A 14,775-nucleotide genomic window follows, 5' to 3' on the forward strand; every position below is an offset into this window, starting at 1 on the left:
CATCGCCGCGCACCCCATGGCGACGGAACCCGTCGCGTCCTCGAAGGCTGAGGGCGCGGCGGGTTTCGCCGCGCCCTCAGCTCTCCGTCGTCGAGGGCGCCCGGACGGGCTCATACTGGCGCTCGGCGTCGCGACGGCCTTCACGACCCTCCTCGATCAAGCCGTGTTCAGCTTCGCCGTGCCGAGCATCCAGCGTTCCCTCGACGCCGATGGCGCACAGGTGCAGTGGCTGACGTCGTCGTACTCACTCGCGTTCGGGCTCGCCCTCGTGGGCGCCGGGAGGCTGGGCGACCTGCTCGGGCGACGCTCGCTGTACCTGCTCGGGCTCGCGCTGTTCGCGGTCGCCGGGTTCGCGGCCGCGCTCGCGGACGACACGACCACCGTCATCATCGCCCGCCTCGTGCAGGGCTTCGGAGCCGGCGTCGTGAACCCCCAGGTGCTTGGGCTCTTCCAGGACACCTTCCGCGGCATCATGCGCTCGCGCGCGCTTTCCGGGTACACGACCGCAGGCTCGGCCGCCGGGCTCGTCGGCCCGCTCGGCGGGGGCATCCTGCTGACCGTCCTCCCCGAGGACACGGGATGGCGGCTCGTCTTCCTGCTCGCCGTGCCACTCGCCGTGGTGCTCATCGTGTCGGCGGTGTTCGTGCTGCCGCGGCCCTCTGCCGTGCCGGGCGGTGTGCGAAGTGCGCTGCGACAGGTGGATGCGGTGGGCGTCGTGCTGCTCGGCGCCGGCACGCTCGCGCTGCTGGTCGCGGCGGTGAGCGCCGGGGGCCTCCTCGCAGCGCTGGCTGCGGCTGCGGTTGCGCTCTTCGTGCTCTTCGCCCTCTGGGAACGTCGCGTATACGCGCGGGGTGGCGCCGCGGTGCTGCATCCCGAGCTCGCCCGCAACCGCGGCTACCTGCTCGGGACCGCCGTCGCCGCGCTCACGTTCGGGTCTGCCCTCGGCATCGGACTGCTGACCACGCTGTTCCTCATCGAGGGGCTCGGCTACTCGCCGTTCGCTGCGGCGCTGCTGCTCACGCCCCGCGCCCTCGGCATGGTCGTCGGGTCGATGCTGAGCTGGCGGCTCGTGCGGCGCTTCGGCCGCAGCGGGATCACGTGGGTCCTCGGCCTGGCGCTCATCGTGGTGACCGTCGAGATCGCCCTGGTGACGACCGGATCGGAGCCGCTCATCGTGCTCGGGATCCTGGGCGCCGGGACGCTGCAGGGGGTCTTCTCCGGGCTCTTCATCCCATCGAACCAATCGCTGACGCTCAACGAGGCGCCGCCAGGGGTGAACGGGGTCGCGGCGGGATTCTTCCAGCTCAGCCAACGCCTCGCGGCGGCCCTGGCGCTCTCGGTCTACGCGGGCACCTACCTCGCCGTGGGGGCGAACATGCCGGCGAGCTTCGCGTTCGGGGCGGCCGCGTCGATCACGATCGCCGCATCGCTCGGGGCGCTGCTCATCTCGGCCGCCACCCCCGCCGCCGCCGCCAACCACGCCGCCGGATAGGTCAGCTTCGCCCCATTTCGACGCCGAGAACGGGGTGAAAGCGACCTATTGGCGGCGCGGCGGGCGGCGGGCGGCGCGGCGGCGGTCAGGCAGCCGACGTGACCGACTTCAGGAAGTCGATCGTCGAGGCGAGCGCGCTCTGCGCATCCGCCCCCTCGAGCTTGAACTGGTACTCGTGCTGCAGCGCCGGCTGGTGGTCGTCCGGATAGAAGACAGTAGTGACCGGTACGCCGAGCCCCTGCAGCTTCGCCGCGAACGGCTGCGACTGGTTCGAGGTGAGCGGGTCGGCGTTGCCGCCGGAGATCCACGTCTGCGGGAAATCGGCGGTCACGGAGTCGAGGGTCGACATCTCGAGGCCACCAGGCGTCTGCGACCAGTCCTTCTCACCCAGGTAGGCCCACAGGGCGACGCGGAAGCCGTAGCCGCCGAGGCCGGGCGCGTCCGGGATGCCGCTCACGTCGTAGATGCCGCAGTTCAGCACCATCCCGGCGATCTGCTCGCCGGCGAGCGCCGGCGTCAGGCCGACGAGCTCAGCGTAGTCGGGGTTCGTGGCGACCGTCGCGAGCTGGCTCGCGAGCTGCGCGCCCGCGGAGTCGCCGGCGAGGACGATGCGGCTCGGGTCGATGTTGTACTCGGCGGCGTGCTCGATGAGGTGCGCGAGCGCGTCGTTCAGCTGCGTGAGCGCCGTCGGGTACGTGGCCTCGGGGGCCACCGTGTAGTTCAGGGCGACCGTCGTGAACCCCTCGGCGGCGAGGATCTGCACGTACGGGGCGACATTCTGCTTGCCGCCGGAGATCCACGCGCCCCCGTGAATCCACACGACCGTGGGCAGCGCCTCGCTCGTGCCAGCGGGGGAGTACAGGTCGAAGCTCGTGTCCGCTCCGTCGTCGCCGTAGGAGACGTCGAGCTGCGCCTGCAGGGTGTCGGCGGTCGGGGCGAACGCCTCCATCTCGGTGATGGTGCGCTTCGCGTCGAGCTCGAACAGGGCGCGGATGAGCATGGCAGCTGGCCAGGGGGTCGACACCCAGATGATCGCGCCCACGAGCCCGGCGGAGAGCACACCGAGGGGCACCGTCCTGCTCTTCCGGCGGTACCAGGGCTTCTTCGGCGTGACACTCGGGTGGATGCTCACCCGGCCATTCTTTCAGTACCGCGGTCCATGTAAACGCACGTCGCCGTGTTGTCGGCGGTACTCGGCATGCAATAGCGTGCAGATCACCCCTCCCTCGATGCAGCGATGCAGCACTGACCGCTCAGATCGGCAGTGGTGCTGCGGGCATCCCGACGCCGATCGGACCGTGCATGTACGCCCTCCTCGTGATCCTCCAGACAGTGGTGCTGCCGCTGATCTTCGGCGGCGTCCACCTGGGCGTCGCGGGCGGGAACCCGGCCATCGTGTTCGGGATCTGGTTCGCGTTCTGGGGTGTGGGGATACGTCTCATCGTCGCCGGCATCAGCCAGCTCACGAACCCGCGGCGCACCACGCAGACGATTCTCGGGGCGGCGCACGACGACGCGGAAGACGCTCCTGACGACGACGACGACGCCGCCGTGCGGGACGAGACGGGAACCGGAACCGGAACCGGTGCCGCGACCGACACGATGATGAAGACCGGAGCGGCGACCGCGCAGGTCGTGCAAGAGCTCGGCCTCGCCAACCTCAGCCTCGGCGTGGTTGCACTCGTCTCGTCGCTTGTCCCCGGCTGGGGGCTCATCGGCGCGCTCCCTGGGGCGATCTACCTCGGCCTCGCGGGTCTGCGCCACCTCGCGAAGCGCGGCAAGAGCACGAACGAGCTCGTCGCCACCTGGACGGACCTGCTGGTCTTCCTGCTCGTCGTCGGGGGCGTCGTCGCCGCGGGTCTGCGCGGCTGGTGAGCATCCACCCGACCGGCCTGTCGCTCCCTCGCCTGCGATAGCGTCGAGCACACCATGATGCTTCGCCTGGCCCGCGCACTGCTCGTGCGCAGCGCTGTGCGCGACGTGCGGACGGGGCTGCTCTCGATCGCCGTCACGGGCACGCCCCCGGCGGGCGGGGCGGTGCTCGCCGCGAACCACGGCTCCTGGTGGGACGCCTATCTCATCGGCCTCTTCGCCAGGAACGTCGGCTCCGACGTGGCCGTCATGATGGGCGACGAGCAGCTGCAGCGCTTCCCGTTCCTGCGGCTGGTCGGGGCCGTGCCTCCGCGCGCGCTCCGCACCCTCGTCGCCCGCGCCCGTGCGGGCGACTGGGCGCTGATCTTTCCCGAGGGCGAGTTGCGCGCCGGACGCGGCCTGTCCGCCCTGCACCCTGGTGCCGAGTGGGTCGCGGAGCGAGCTGGGGTGCCGCTTGTGCCCGTCGCGATCCGCGTCGTCCTGCGGGGCGCCGCGAAGCCGGAGGCGTTCATCCGCTTCGGCGCACCGGTGCGCCCGGAGCAGCTCCGGGCGGCGCTCGCGTCGATGCTCGACGAGCTCGACCGGGCGCTCGACGCCGCCGATCCCGCCCGCCCGCTCCCCGGGTACCGGGTCGTGTTCGACGCGCAGCGCTTCCGCCGAGACCGGGTCGGGATCGCCGGGCGGATGCTCGCCTACCTGACGAGGCCCGAGGGCTTCGGGATGCGCCGCGGCGGGGCGCGCGGCAGGGGGCGCGGGTGAACCGGGGGCTCGCGAGCCGCGCCGTCGCTGGAATCGCGCTCGCCTACCTCGGTGCACGGTCCGTCGTGCTGCTCGCGAACCTGCTGACGCAGCCGAGCCTGCGGGCCGGCGCACCAGCTCGGGAGCCTGCTCCTCGCGTCTCGCTTTTGATCCCCGCCCGCGACGAGGAGGCGACCCTGCAGGAGACGCTGCCAGGGTTCCTCGGGCAGGGCGCCGATGAGGTCGTCGTGCTCGACGACGAGTCGAGCGATGCGACGAGGGCCCTCAGCGAGTCGGCGGGCGCCCGAGTGCTCGGCGGCGCGCCCCGCCCCGACGGCTGGACGGGCAAGAACTGGTCGTGCGCGCAGCTCGCAGAGGCAGTTGCGCCCGCTCCCGCTCCCGCTCCCGCTCCCGCTCCTTTTCCCGGTCGTGCCGCTCCCGGTCCCGCTGGTCGCGCAAGCCAGTGTCCAACTTCAGTGCAGAATCCGCCGGCAGCGCCCGCTGCGGGCCGAGAACACTCGGAATCGCACCGATGTTGGTCAGGAGATCCTGAAGCAGCCGAGGCAGACGCAGACGCCGTCGCGCGGCACCCGAGCGACGTGCTGGTGTTCACCGACGCCGACGTGCGCTGGAGCCCCGGCGCGCTCGATGCGCTGCTGGCCACCATGCGCGAGTCCCGCGCCGATCTGCTCACGGTGTTCCCGCGCCAGGAGACGCGGACGCTCGGCGAGCGGCTCATCACCCCGTTGAACGACGCCGTCGTGCTCGGCTCGGTGCCCGTGGCCCTGCAGCACCGGCGCGCGCCGGTCGTCGCGAACGGCCAGGTCATGGCGTTCACCCGCGCCGCCTACGACCGCATCGGCGGCCACACCGCCGTGAGCGGGGAGCTCGTCGAGGACATGCGCCTCGCCGAGCGGATGCGCGCAGCTGGCGGGCGGGTTGTCGTCGCGCGCGGCGGAACCGCCATCGCCGTGCGCATGTACGACGGCTACGGCAGCTCCGTGCGCGGCTTCGCGAAGTCGCTCCTCGGCCTCCACCACGGCTCGCGAGCGCTCATGGCGGCGACGAGCATCCTCACGATCTGCGTCTACACGCTGCCCTGGGTGCTGCGCGTGTGGCCGGTTGCCCATGCCAGCGCGGGCAGGGGCGCGACCGCCCGCATCCTGCACTTCGTCCGCATCGCCGGGCTCCTCGATCGCACCCTCGTGAGCGTCATCACGGGGAGATACCGGCCGCTCGACCTGGCGGAGGGGATCCTGGGCCCGATCAGTCCGCTGCTCGTGCTGCCCGTCTACGCGCTGGCCGGGCGACGCCGTGTCGCATGGAAGGGCCGCGTCTACGAGGCGTAGAAGAGCCGCCTAGACTTGAGGGGTGACCTCGACCGGCCTGCTGACACCCGCCATGGGTGAAGTGGAGCTGCGAGGCACCGATCTCGATCTCGACACAGATCTCGACTTCGGCACCGATCTCGACGTCGAGGCCAGCCTGGCCGCGCCCGTCGATCAGCGCCCGCGCGATGCCGCCCGGGTCCGCCGCGTGCAGCTCGCGTTCGTCGCCGCCTCCGTCTCCACGTTCATCGCGCTTGCCTCGCACGTCCTCGCGGGTGGCGGGATGCCGGGCCTCCTCGGCGTCGCCTTCCCGTTCGGCCTTGCCGTGCTCGCGTGCCTGCTGCTCGCGCGCATCCGCACCGACTCGCTGCGCCTGGCTCTGTCGGTCGGGGCCAGCCAGTTCCTCTTCCACACGCTCTTCGTGCTCGGCACGCCGTCCGCGACCGTCGGCGCGGGGTCGGCGGCGGATGCGCACGCCGGCCACGGCCAGCTCGCCGCAGCCTCCGCCATGGCTGACTTCGCGTCGAGCGCGGGCAGCGCGGTTCCCTCTGGCGCGGCGCTGCACCTGGCCCACGACGGCGCGCTCATGTGGGCGATGCACGCCGTGGCCGCGGTGCTGACGGCCCTCGCCCTCTTCTTCGGCGAGACGCTCGTCGCGAGCCTCGTCAAGGCGAAGGACGCGGCAGTCGAACTGCTGCTGCCGTTGCTGCGCACGATCTTCCTCCTCCTCGCCCGAGGCGCGCGCTCCACGGCGACCGTCGACTCGGCGCCACTCGACCTGCCCTGGGTGCCGTCGCTGACGGTTCGCGCCGGGCGCACGCAGCCGCGACGCGGCCCGCCCGCGCCCCAGCGACCCTCAACGTTCGCGACCCCGAGCTAGCACCGCATTCCCTCACCCCCCTCTTCCACGGGGGAAGCACTCCGGTGCGGGTCGGCGTCGAACTTTCTCCGTCCGCGGCAGCCGCGCGCCCTCTGCGCGCTCGGTTCGCGTGCGGTCGGACAGACCCGAGGAATTCTCGAGATGTCAATCGACTCAACTTCCCTTTCCACGACCCAAGCACTCCTCCCACCGACCACCGAACCGAAGCGCGCCCTCCGCGCGGCCTCCGCAGTGCTCGCGCTGCTCGTGGCCTGCCTCCTGGGCTTCGCCGGCGCGGCCCCCGCGCAGGCGCACGACCAGCTCATCGAGAGCGCACCAGCGCCGGGGGCGGCGCTCGACGCGGCACCCGCCGACGTCACGCTCCGCTACTCCGCCGACATCATGGACATCGGGCCGATGATCGTCCTCGAGGACGCCGCCGGCGCCGCCTGGGCGACCGGCGAACCGGTCATCGACGGCTCCGAGGTCACGAGCACCATCGACGACGCGCTGCCGGACGGCGCGTACACCATCAACTGGCGCGTCGTCTCGTCAGACGGGCACCCGATCACCGGCACGATCCCGTTCACGGTCGGCGACGCGAGTGCAGCGGATGCGCTCGCCGCCGAGGCCGCCACACCGGCGCCGAGCGAGGCGGCCGTGCCGGACGCCGACTCGGCCCCTGCCTCGGAATCCGACTCCGGCGCGACGACCGAGCCCACGGCCGAGGTCACCTCCCGGTCGGCGTTCGACGTGCCGCGGCTGCTCCTCATCGGCGGGCTGGGCGCGGTCGTCGCGCTCGGCGTCGCCTGGGTGATCGTCCGCTCCCGCAAGGGCGCCCAGCAGGACGGCGACGCCGATGCGCGCTGACTCGGCCGCCCAACACCTTCACTTCTCCTCCCGAAAAGGAACCCCACTCATGGCCAGCACGACCAGCATGACGACCACCACCACCCGCCCCCTCGCAGCAGCGGCGTTCCTCGCGGCCGCGGCGCTCGCCCTCACTGGGTGCGCGACGGCAAGCACCGCGACCGGGGCCGATGCCGATTCGGCGACGCCCGCCGCCGAGTCCGTCACCGTCGAGAACACCTGGGTCAAGGCCAAGGACTCCGGCATGTCCGCCGCGTTCGGCGAGATCGAGAACACGGGTGCCGGGGACGTGACGATCGTCTCGGTCGCGAGCCCGGCATCCACCGCCCTCGAGCTGCACGAGACCGTCGCGAACGAGACCGGTGAGATGACGATGCGCGAGAAGGGCGGCGGATTCACGATCGCCGCCGGCGAAGCGCTCACCCTCGAGCCCGGTGGCAACCACATCATGCTCATGGACCTGCCGGAGCCCATCGTGGCGGGTGACGAGATCACGTTCACCCTCACGTTCTCGGACGACTCGACGCTCGACTTCACCGCCCCTGCCAAGGACTACGCGGGCGCCAACGAGACCTACGAAGACGGCGACATGGATGACATGGGCGGCGACATGGAGATGGGCAACAGCGACCACAGCGACCACGCGGACAACAGCGACCACGCGGACAACAGCTGATGCACGGCGACCAGAGCCCTGGTCGCACCCGCCCGACTCGGCGGCAGCTCCTCTTCGGAGGAGCTGTCGCCGGGTTCGGCGCGGCCGCGGCCATCGGCGCAGACCAGGCGCTCCGCCTCGCGGCACCCGTTGCGAGCCAGGACGACAGCGCTTCCGTTCCCCTGCCGGGGGACGACACCGTCCCGTTCTACGGCCAGCATCAGGCCGGCATCGCGACGCCGCCGCAGGCGCACGCGACACTCGTGGCTCTCGACCTGCGCGACGGCACCGACCGCGACGCGCTGCGCCGCCTCATGCAGCTCCTCACCGACGACGCGGCGAGGCTCGCACGCGGCGAACCGGCGCTCGCCGACTCGGAACCCGAGCTCGCGCACGTGCCCGCGAACCTCACGGTCACGTTCGGGTTCGGGCCGGAGCTCGTCCGCCGCGCCTCCACCTCCTCGACGCAGGCCCCCGCCTGGCTGCGGCCACTCCCCGCCTTCGGGATCGACCGCCTCGAGGACGCGTGGAACGACGGCGACCTGCTCCTGCAGGTCGCCGCCGACGACCCGTTCACCGTCGCCCACGCGCTGCGGATGCTGCTGAAGGACACCCGCAGCTTCGCGACCGTGCGGTGGACGCAGCCCGGATTCCGCCGGGCACGTGGCTCCGAGGCATCCGGCACGACGATGCGGAACCTGTTCGGGCAGGTCGACGGCACCGTCAACCCCGCGCCCCCGACCGTCGACTTCGAGCAGCTCGTGTGGATCACGGAAGGCGCGTTCGCGGGAGGGACGGGCATGGTGGTGCGGCGCATCAGCATGGACCTCGACAAGTGGGACAGGCTCGACCGCAGCGGCCGCGAGCAGTCGGTCGGGCGCACCCTCGCGAACGGGGCCCCGCTCACCGGAACCCAGGAGCACGACGAGCCCGACTTCACCGCCAAGAACGCCGCGGGATTCCCCGTCATCGCCGAGTTCTCGCACCTGCGGCGGGCGCGGTCGGAGAACACGGCGGAGCGGTTCTTCCGCCGCGGCTACAACTACGACGACGCCCCGAGTGGGGAGCAGATCTCGAACTCCGGCCTGCTCTTCATCTCCTTTCAGGCGGACGTGGATGCGCAGTTCGTGCCCGTGCAGCGGCGCCTCGACGAGCTCGATCTGCTCAACGAGTGGACGACGCCGATCGGCTCCGCGGTGTTCGCCATCCCACCCGGATGCGCGGAAGGCGGCTACATCGGAGAGGGAATCCTCGCGTGAGCGCTGCGCGTCCGACTCCACGGCAAGGCTGGTTCGCTCAGCTGCTGATGCGCCTCCACTTCTTCGCCGGCGTGTTCGTCGGCCCGTTCATCCTCATCGCGGCGCTGAGCGGCGCACTGTACGCGCTGACACCGCAGATCGAGCAGCTCGTGTACGACCGCGAGCTGCACGCGCCGACGGCGGACGAGGTCCTGCCGCTCGCCGAGCAGATCGAGGCGGCCGACGCCTACATCGCGGACGGTGCGGACGGTGCGGACGGTGCAGCCCCGGCGATCGTCGCGGTGCGGCCGGCCCCGGAACCCGGCGACACGACGCGAGTCATGTACGCGGATGCCGGGCTGGGGGAGAGCACGACCAGAGCCGTCTTCGTCGATCCCGCGACCGCCGAGGTGCGCGGGGACCTGCCCGTGTATGGCACCTCGGGCTCCCTGCCGTTCCGAACCTGGGTCTCCGACCTGCACCGCAGCCTCCACCTCGGCGATGCCGGCAGGCTCTATAGCGAGCTCGCGGCGTCTTGGCTCGGGGTCGTCGCACTCGCCGGAGCTGGCCTCTGGGCGACCAGGTATCTGCGGGCTCGCAGTGCGAAGCGGGCGTCGCAGCAGCGCGAGCTGCTGCGGCCGAACCTCGCTGCGACAGGGTTCGTTCGCACGCGCAGCCTGCACGCATCCACCGGCATCTGGGTGCTCGCCGGGGCGCTCTTCCTGTCGGTCACGGGCATCACCTGGTCGCAGTACGGCGGGGCGAACTTCAGTGAGCTGCGCGCCGCCGTGGGCTGGACGACGCCGTCGGTCAGTACGAGCCTCGACGGCGTGGGCGGCCCAGCTGCCGACGAGCACGACGAGCACACCGGGCACGGGCACAGTCACGGTGCGCCGACGCCGAGTGCCGACGTCGCAGCGCTGAGCCCGCGCGCCTACGACTCGGTGCTCTCGGTCGCGCGCGAGGTGAACGTCAACACGGGTCTCGTCGAGATCAGGCCGCCGGCCGAGCCGGGCACGGCGTGGGTCGTGCAGGAGATCCAGCGCAGCTTCCCGACCGAGGTGGATGCGGTGGCCATCGATGGCGCGACGATGCAGGTCGTCGACCGGGTCGACTTCGCCGAGTTCGGGCCGGTCGCGAAGCTCAGTCGGTGGGGCATCGACCTGCACATGGGCTCCATGTTCGGCCTCGCCAACCAGCTCGTGCTGTTCGCCGTCGCCGTCGGCATCGCGGCGATGGTCGTATGGGGCTACGTCATGTGGTGGCAGCGGCGGCCGAAGCACGACCCGTCGCGTCGTGTCGGCGCGTCTCCGCCGCGGGGAGCGTTCCGGCGCGCGCCGTGGTGGGGCGTCCTGCTCGTGCTGGCGGGTGCGGCAGCGGTCGGAGTGTTCCTGCCGCTCATGGGAGCCAGCCTCGCCGCGTTCCTGCTGGTCGACCTCGCCGTTGGCGTGGTCGGGCGTCGGCGTCGGGGTCGGCGTCGGGGAAGGGAGCGCAGCAGAACTCCTCATCTTCAGCGGTGAGTTTCGAGCGTGTCGTCGGACCGGACCAAGAATGTCGGTGGTCCGGGGGAAGCTGGTCGCATGATCGATGAAGCGCTCGCAACGAGGATCCCGGAAGGGTGGATGCCACCTGCCCAGATGGTCGAACGCGTGCGCAACCTCGAGCGCTTCCTGCTGGTCTCCCTGATCGCCGAGGCGAACGCCGACGTGGCCCGCGCGCAGGCAGAGCAGGCGCGCGTCTACGCGCTGGCGGCACGAACCGGGGTCGCTGAAGATGAGCGAGCGGGCACCCTCGAGCAGGAGTGGGCGCTGCGGTCGTGGAAGGCGGAGATCGCGGCGGTCACGAACACCTCGAGGCAGGCCGTCGCGAGCATCATGGGCCGCTCGGCGGTTCTCACGGAGGACTTCCCGCTTGTGCACGCGGCGCTCGCGGCCGGTGAGGTGTCGATGGCGCACGCGCGCATCGTGTGCGAGGCGGGCACGATCATCGTGCACGAAGACCCAGCGGAACAGGCCGCGCGGCGTGAGCTGCTCGTGCAGGTTGCGCTCGAGAAGGCCCGGTCGACGTCGCCGGGCAGGTTGAAGGACTTCGCGATCAAGCAGGCCGAGCGACTGACGGCTTCGTCGCTGGAGGAACGCTACGACCAGGCGATGGGGTCGCGGGCTGTGCTCGTCACGCGCGAGGCGGACGGCATGGCGTCGCTTGGCGCGCGGCACTCGCTGCCGGTGCTCACGGCGATCGACGGGCGCTTGTCCGAAATTGCGAAGTCCATCATCGCGGCGAGGGGCGGTGAATCCGACGACCCGCGAACCTTCTACCAGGTGCGGGCCGACGTGTTCGCCGAGCTGCTCCTCACCGGCGAGCTGACGTCCTGCCCGGCTGCGGCAGGCATCACCGCGAAGGCATCGGTCACGATGCCGGTGCTGACGATTCTCGACGCCAGGGCAGGCGACGGGAGCCCGCTCGAGACGACTCCCGCGCTCTTGGACGGCGTGACGCCGATCCCGATGAGCGTCGCGAAGGCCCTCGCCGCCAACGTGCCGAGCTTCGAGCGCATCCTGACCCACCCGATCACGGGAACGGTGGTCGAGGTCGACCGCTATCGGCCGACCGAGGAGATGCGTGCGTGGCTGCGCGCTCGAGACGTGCACTGCCGGTTCCCGGGGTGTCGCCTCCCCGCCGAGAAGTGCGACCTCGACCACACGATCCCGGCGTCCGAGGGCGGGCCGACGAGCCTCGTCAACCTCGCCGGGCTGTGTCGCTGGAACCACACGGTGAAAGGCAACACGGCCTGGCGGGTCCGCCAGCTGCCGGGCGGGGTCCTCGAGTGGACCTCGCCCAGCGGCATCGTCCTGGTCGACGCTCCTGAACCGCGCGGCGTCACCTTCGGGCCCTCGCCGGGCGGTGCGCCCAGCATCGAGATCCGCGGGAGCACCTACCGGGTGCAACCGCCGGGATCTGCGCCTGGCCCGTTCTCCGGCCCGTTCTCTGGCCCGGCTTCTGGTCCAGTCGCTGGCCCAGACGCTGACTCGGCTTCTGGCCCGTCGACCGGCCCGGCTTCTGGCCCGGCGCTTGGCCCGTCGGCTGGCCCGGCGACCGGCCCGGCGCCCGGCCCGTCCGCTGGCCCGGCGCCCGGCCCGTCCGCTGGCCCGGCGACCGGCCCGGCTTCTGGCCTGGCGCCCGGCCCGTCCGCTTGCCCGGCGACCGGCCCGGCTTCTGGCCTGGCGCCCGGCCCGTCGCCTGGCCCAGCCTCTGGCGTCGACCCTCCGCCGTTCTGACCGGGGCCGGTCGCGCTGCCCTGTCTTCGCTCTACTTCGTTGTCGGCCCGTAGAACCCGTTGACCTCCGACAGCTCGAGCTCGGCCGTCGCCTGGATGAGGGCGAGCAGCTCGGCGTCGAGCCCCGGCGCGAACTCCTCGAGACGCTCGTCGGCGATGAACGACGGGGCGCCGGCCGGCGCCTGCTCGGAGGCGTCCAGCGTCGTCCCGTCCTTCGAGGGCGACGCTCCCTGGAAGATCTTGCCCGCCTCCGACTTGCCGTCGAGGTCGAACGAGTACTGCTTGCTCTGCAACCCCAGGTCGAGGAGCTCCTTCACCTCGGGGAACGCCTCGGCGTTCGTCTTGGGGATGGGCAGCAGCGACTTCCAGCTCACGCCGAGCGTCTCCAGCGCCCGCGCGTAGGCGTTCTCGTGCGCCTGATCGCGCACGATGAGGTAGGCGATCGTGCCGCGCGCCGTCGGGTTGTCGGTCATCTCGTAGATGCGGCACTTCTGCAGGCGCCCCGTCGACTCGAGCATGAGGTTGTACAGCAGGTCGAGGGGCAGGTTGCCGGAGTTGTACACGTAGCTGCCGCTCCACGGGTTGCCGGCCGCGTCCACCGGCAGCGCACCCTGCGCACCCACGAGATAGTGGTGGATGTTGCTCGTGTCGAGCGCGATCTTCAGTGGCGTCGCACCGCCGGCGCCCGGCTTGTCGACGGGGTCGGTGAGCTTGCCCGTGTACTCGGGGGAGCCGTCGAGGAGGCGCGAGATCGTCGTCCCGATGAGCTCGACGTGGCTGATCTCCTCCGTGCCGATGCCCTGGATGAGGTCGCGGTAGGGCTTCGCGGTGGGGCCCCGGAAGTTCATCGCCTGGAAGAGGTACTGCATCATGGTGCGCATCTCGCCGAACTGCCCACCGAGCCCCTCCTGGAGCGCGTTCGCCGCTGCGGGGTCTGGCTCGCCGTCGGCGATGTCATTGATCCAGGTCTGTGCGTGGAAGTACATGGGTGTCTCCTCGTCATCGAGCGCGACGCCAAGAAGACGCCGCTGTCGCAACCAGACCAAGCCGCCCTGTGTTTCCCCGTGGGGTATCGCGAATGGCCGCGGGGGTGTAGAACCTCAGTCCCTCGTCCGTGTTCGCCGCGCGAAGCGCAGCACGACGTACGTGACGAGCCCGACCGCGACGATGATCCCGCCGCGCAGCCACACCTCGCCGCTCTGCTGCGTGAGCAGGACGATGCAGGAGATGATCGCGAGCACGGGCAGCGCCGTCCAGGCTCGGAAGTGGGCGTGCTCGACCTTGTCGCGACGCAGCACGAGCACGGCGAGGTTGGTGCTGATGAACACGATGAGCAGCAGGATGACGACGGTCTCGGCGAGCACGGCGATGCCGCCGGTTGCGGTGAGCACGATGGCGCAGACGGTGGTGACGATGATGGCGACCCACGGGGTGCGCCTCCCGGGGAGCACGCGCCCGAGCATCCGGGGCAGCAGGCCCTGCCCTGCCATGCCGTAGGTGAGGCGGCTCGCCATGATCATGGTCAGCAGGGCTCCGTTGGCGACCGCGATGAGGGCGATCGCGCTGAACAGCCAAGCCGGAACCGGCACTCCGGTCGCCTCGATGACGTCGAGCAGCGGGCCGGTGGACTCGGCGAGCTCGCCGGCGGGCACGGCGATGGATGCGGCGGTGCCGACGAGCATGTACATGAAGCCGGCGGTGAGCAGCGAGAAGAAGAGGGCCTTCGGGTACACCTTCGACGGTTCGCGCACCTCCTCGATGAGGTTCGCCGACGTCTCGAATCCGACGTAGGAGTAGTAGGCGAGCAGGGCCGCGCCGAGCACGGCCGGGAGCGGGCTGATGCCGTCGCCGAACGACACGGCCCGGCCGATGTCGCCACCGCCGTTGCCGACGAGGACCCCCACGAGGACCACGACCAAGACGAGACCGGTGAGCTCGATGCACGTCATGATGATGTTCGAGCGCAGCGATTCCTTGATGCCGCGGAGGTTGACGAGGGCGATGAGCACGAGCAGCAGGGATGCGCCGACCACGGGCGGCAGATCGACGAACGTGGCCAGGTAGTCGCCGCTGAACGCGAGTGCGAGGCTCGCCGCGCTCACGACGCCGGCCGCGAGCATGCAGAAGCCCACCATGAAGGACACGAACTCCGAGCGGTAGGCGCGCTGCGCGAACACCGCGGAGCCGCCCGCCTTCGGGTACTTCGTGACGAGCTCCGCGTACGACGCCGCTGTGAGCAGGGCCAGGCCGAGGGCGACGAGCAGCGGCAGCCAGGTGACGCCGCCGACCTCGCCTGAGATGGTGCCGACGAGGGCGTAGATCCCGGCCCCGAGCACGTCGCCGAGGATGAACACGAAGAGCAGCAGCCCCGTGACGTCGCGTTTGAGTGCCGGAGTCTGCGATGGGGGCTGCGTGGGAGACATGCTCTGAGTCTGTCCCGCGTGGG

The 14,775-nt window shown here is 71.2% G+C and carries 13 protein-coding genes; 10 read left to right on the top strand and 3 right to left on the bottom strand.

The genetic code is table 11. The features are described 5' to 3' along the window. Positions 1 to 16: 16 nt before the first annotated feature. A complete protein-coding gene (locus tag C5B99_RS01460) occupies positions 17 to 1,492 on the top strand; it encodes an MFS transporter (protein ID WP_104240010.1) in 1,476 nt (491 codons plus the stop codon). A gap of 85 nt (positions 1,493 to 1,577) precedes the next feature. Here C5B99_RS01460 and C5B99_RS01465 read toward each other — a convergent pair whose 3' ends face one another. After that, complete coding sequence (locus tag C5B99_RS01465; protein WP_258062998.1) at positions 1,578 to 2,624, bottom strand: alpha/beta hydrolase; 1,047 nt, start codon at positions 2,622 to 2,624, stop codon at positions 1,578 to 1,580. A gap of 170 nt (positions 2,625 to 2,794) precedes the next feature. On the opposite strand from C5B99_RS01465, the gene C5B99_RS01470 reads away from it, so the two are divergent. The 9 genes from C5B99_RS01470 (at position 2,795) to C5B99_RS01510 (ending at position 12,330) form a co-directional block, all read left to right on the top strand. Further along, the gene (locus C5B99_RS01470; protein WP_104240011.1) at positions 2,795 to 3,367 is read left to right on the top strand and encodes a hypothetical protein; all 573 of its coding nucleotides are present in this window, start codon (positions 2,795 to 2,797) and stop codon (positions 3,365 to 3,367) included. 54 nt (positions 3,368 to 3,421) lie between these two features. Then, positions 3,422 to 4,123 carry a lysophospholipid acyltransferase family protein gene (locus tag C5B99_RS01475; RefSeq protein WP_104240012.1) on the top strand — a complete coding sequence of 234 codons (702 nt, stop codon included), beginning with the start codon at positions 3,422 to 3,424 and terminating at the stop codon, positions 4,121 to 4,123. Continuing rightward, positions 4,120 to 5,451 carry a glycosyltransferase family 2 protein gene (locus C5B99_RS01480; protein WP_104240013.1) on the top strand — a complete coding sequence of 444 codons (1,332 nt, stop codon included), beginning with the start codon at positions 4,120 to 4,122 and terminating at the stop codon, positions 5,449 to 5,451. The genes C5B99_RS01475 and C5B99_RS01480 overlap by 4 nt, the downstream gene beginning before the upstream one ends. Before the next feature lie 22 nt (positions 5,452 to 5,473). Further along, complete coding sequence (locus C5B99_RS01485; protein ID WP_104240014.1) at positions 5,474 to 6,310, top strand: hypothetical protein; 837 nt, start codon at positions 5,474 to 5,476, stop codon at positions 6,308 to 6,310. Positions 6,311 to 6,451: 141 nt separating this feature from the next. Beyond that, complete coding sequence (locus C5B99_RS01490; protein ID WP_104240015.1) at positions 6,452 to 7,159, top strand: copper resistance CopC family protein; 708 nt, start codon at positions 6,452 to 6,454, stop codon at positions 7,157 to 7,159. A 49-nt stretch (positions 7,160 to 7,208) separates the two neighbouring features. Next, positions 7,209 to 7,835 carry a copper chaperone PCu(A)C gene (locus C5B99_RS01495; protein ID WP_258062999.1) on the top strand — a complete coding sequence of 209 codons (627 nt, stop codon included), beginning with the start codon at positions 7,209 to 7,211 and terminating at the stop codon, positions 7,833 to 7,835. Continuing rightward, entirely contained in the window at positions 7,835 to 9,073 is a 1,239-nt protein-coding gene (locus tag C5B99_RS01500) for a Dyp-type peroxidase (RefSeq protein ID WP_104240016.1), read from the top strand. Before C5B99_RS01495 ends, C5B99_RS01500 begins: the two co-directional genes overlap by 1 nt. After that, positions 9,031 to 10,572 (top strand): PepSY domain-containing protein, encoded by a 1,542-nt coding sequence (locus C5B99_RS01505; protein WP_104240017.1) that lies wholly within the window; start codon positions 9,031 to 9,033, stop codon positions 10,570 to 10,572. The genes C5B99_RS01500 and C5B99_RS01505 overlap by 43 nt, the downstream gene beginning before the upstream one ends. A 60-nt stretch (positions 10,573 to 10,632) precedes the next feature. Further along, positions 10,633 to 12,330, top strand: a complete 1,698-nt coding sequence (locus tag C5B99_RS01510; protein ID WP_104240018.1) for an HNH endonuclease signature motif containing protein — start codon at positions 10,633 to 10,635, stop codon at positions 12,328 to 12,330. 31 nt (positions 12,331 to 12,361) lie between these two features. Here C5B99_RS01510 and C5B99_RS01515 read toward each other — a convergent pair whose 3' ends face one another. Together C5B99_RS01515 and C5B99_RS01520 are read right to left on the bottom strand one after the other, a co-directional pair. Further along, the gene (locus C5B99_RS01515) at positions 12,362 to 13,315 is read right to left on the bottom strand and encodes a manganese catalase family protein (RefSeq protein WP_104240019.1); all 954 of its coding nucleotides are present in this window, start codon (positions 13,313 to 13,315) and stop codon (positions 12,362 to 12,364) included. A 114-nt stretch (positions 13,316 to 13,429) separates the two neighbouring features. Next, positions 13,430 to 14,752, bottom strand: a complete 1,323-nt coding sequence (locus tag C5B99_RS01520) for an APC family permease (protein ID WP_104240020.1) — start codon at positions 14,750 to 14,752, stop codon at positions 13,430 to 13,432. Positions 14,753 to 14,775: the final 23 nt, after the last annotated feature.

Source organism: Pseudoclavibacter sp. Z016, assembly GCF_002931215.1.
In the GTDB taxonomy this organism is placed as follows: Bacteria; Actinomycetota; Actinomycetes; order Actinomycetales; family Microbacteriaceae; genus Pseudoclavibacter.

Coding starts and splice junctions, on each gene's coding strand:
- C5B99_RS01460 (WP_104240010.1), top strand. CDS start 17: ATGGCGACGGAACCCGTCGCGTCCTCGAAGGCTGAGGGCGCGGCGGGT.
- C5B99_RS01470 (WP_104240011.1), top strand. CDS start 2,795: ATGTACGCCCTCCTCGTGATCCTCCAGACAGTGGTGCTGCCGCTGATC.
- C5B99_RS01475 (WP_104240012.1), top strand. CDS start 3,422: ATGATGCTTCGCCTGGCCCGCGCACTGCTCGTGCGCAGCGCTGTGCGC.
- C5B99_RS01490 (WP_104240015.1), top strand. CDS start 6,452: ATGTCAATCGACTCAACTTCCCTTTCCACGACCCAAGCACTCCTCCCA.
- C5B99_RS01495 (WP_258062999.1), top strand. CDS start 7,209: ATGGCCAGCACGACCAGCATGACGACCACCACCACCCGCCCCCTCGCA.
- C5B99_RS01500 (WP_104240016.1), top strand. CDS start 7,835: ATGCACGGCGACCAGAGCCCTGGTCGCACCCGCCCGACTCGGCGGCAG.
- C5B99_RS01505 (WP_104240017.1), top strand. CDS start 9,031: ATGCGCGGAAGGCGGCTACATCGGAGAGGGAATCCTCGCGTGAGCGCT.
- C5B99_RS01510 (WP_104240018.1), top strand. CDS start 10,633: ATGATCGATGAAGCGCTCGCAACGAGGATCCCGGAAGGGTGGATGCCA.
- C5B99_RS01515 (WP_104240019.1), bottom strand. CDS start 13,315: ATGTACTTCCACGCACAGACCTGGATCAATGACATCGCCGACGGCGAG.
- C5B99_RS01520 (WP_104240020.1), bottom strand. CDS start 14,752: ATGTCTCCCACGCAGCCCCCATCGCAGACTCCGGCACTCAAACGCGAC.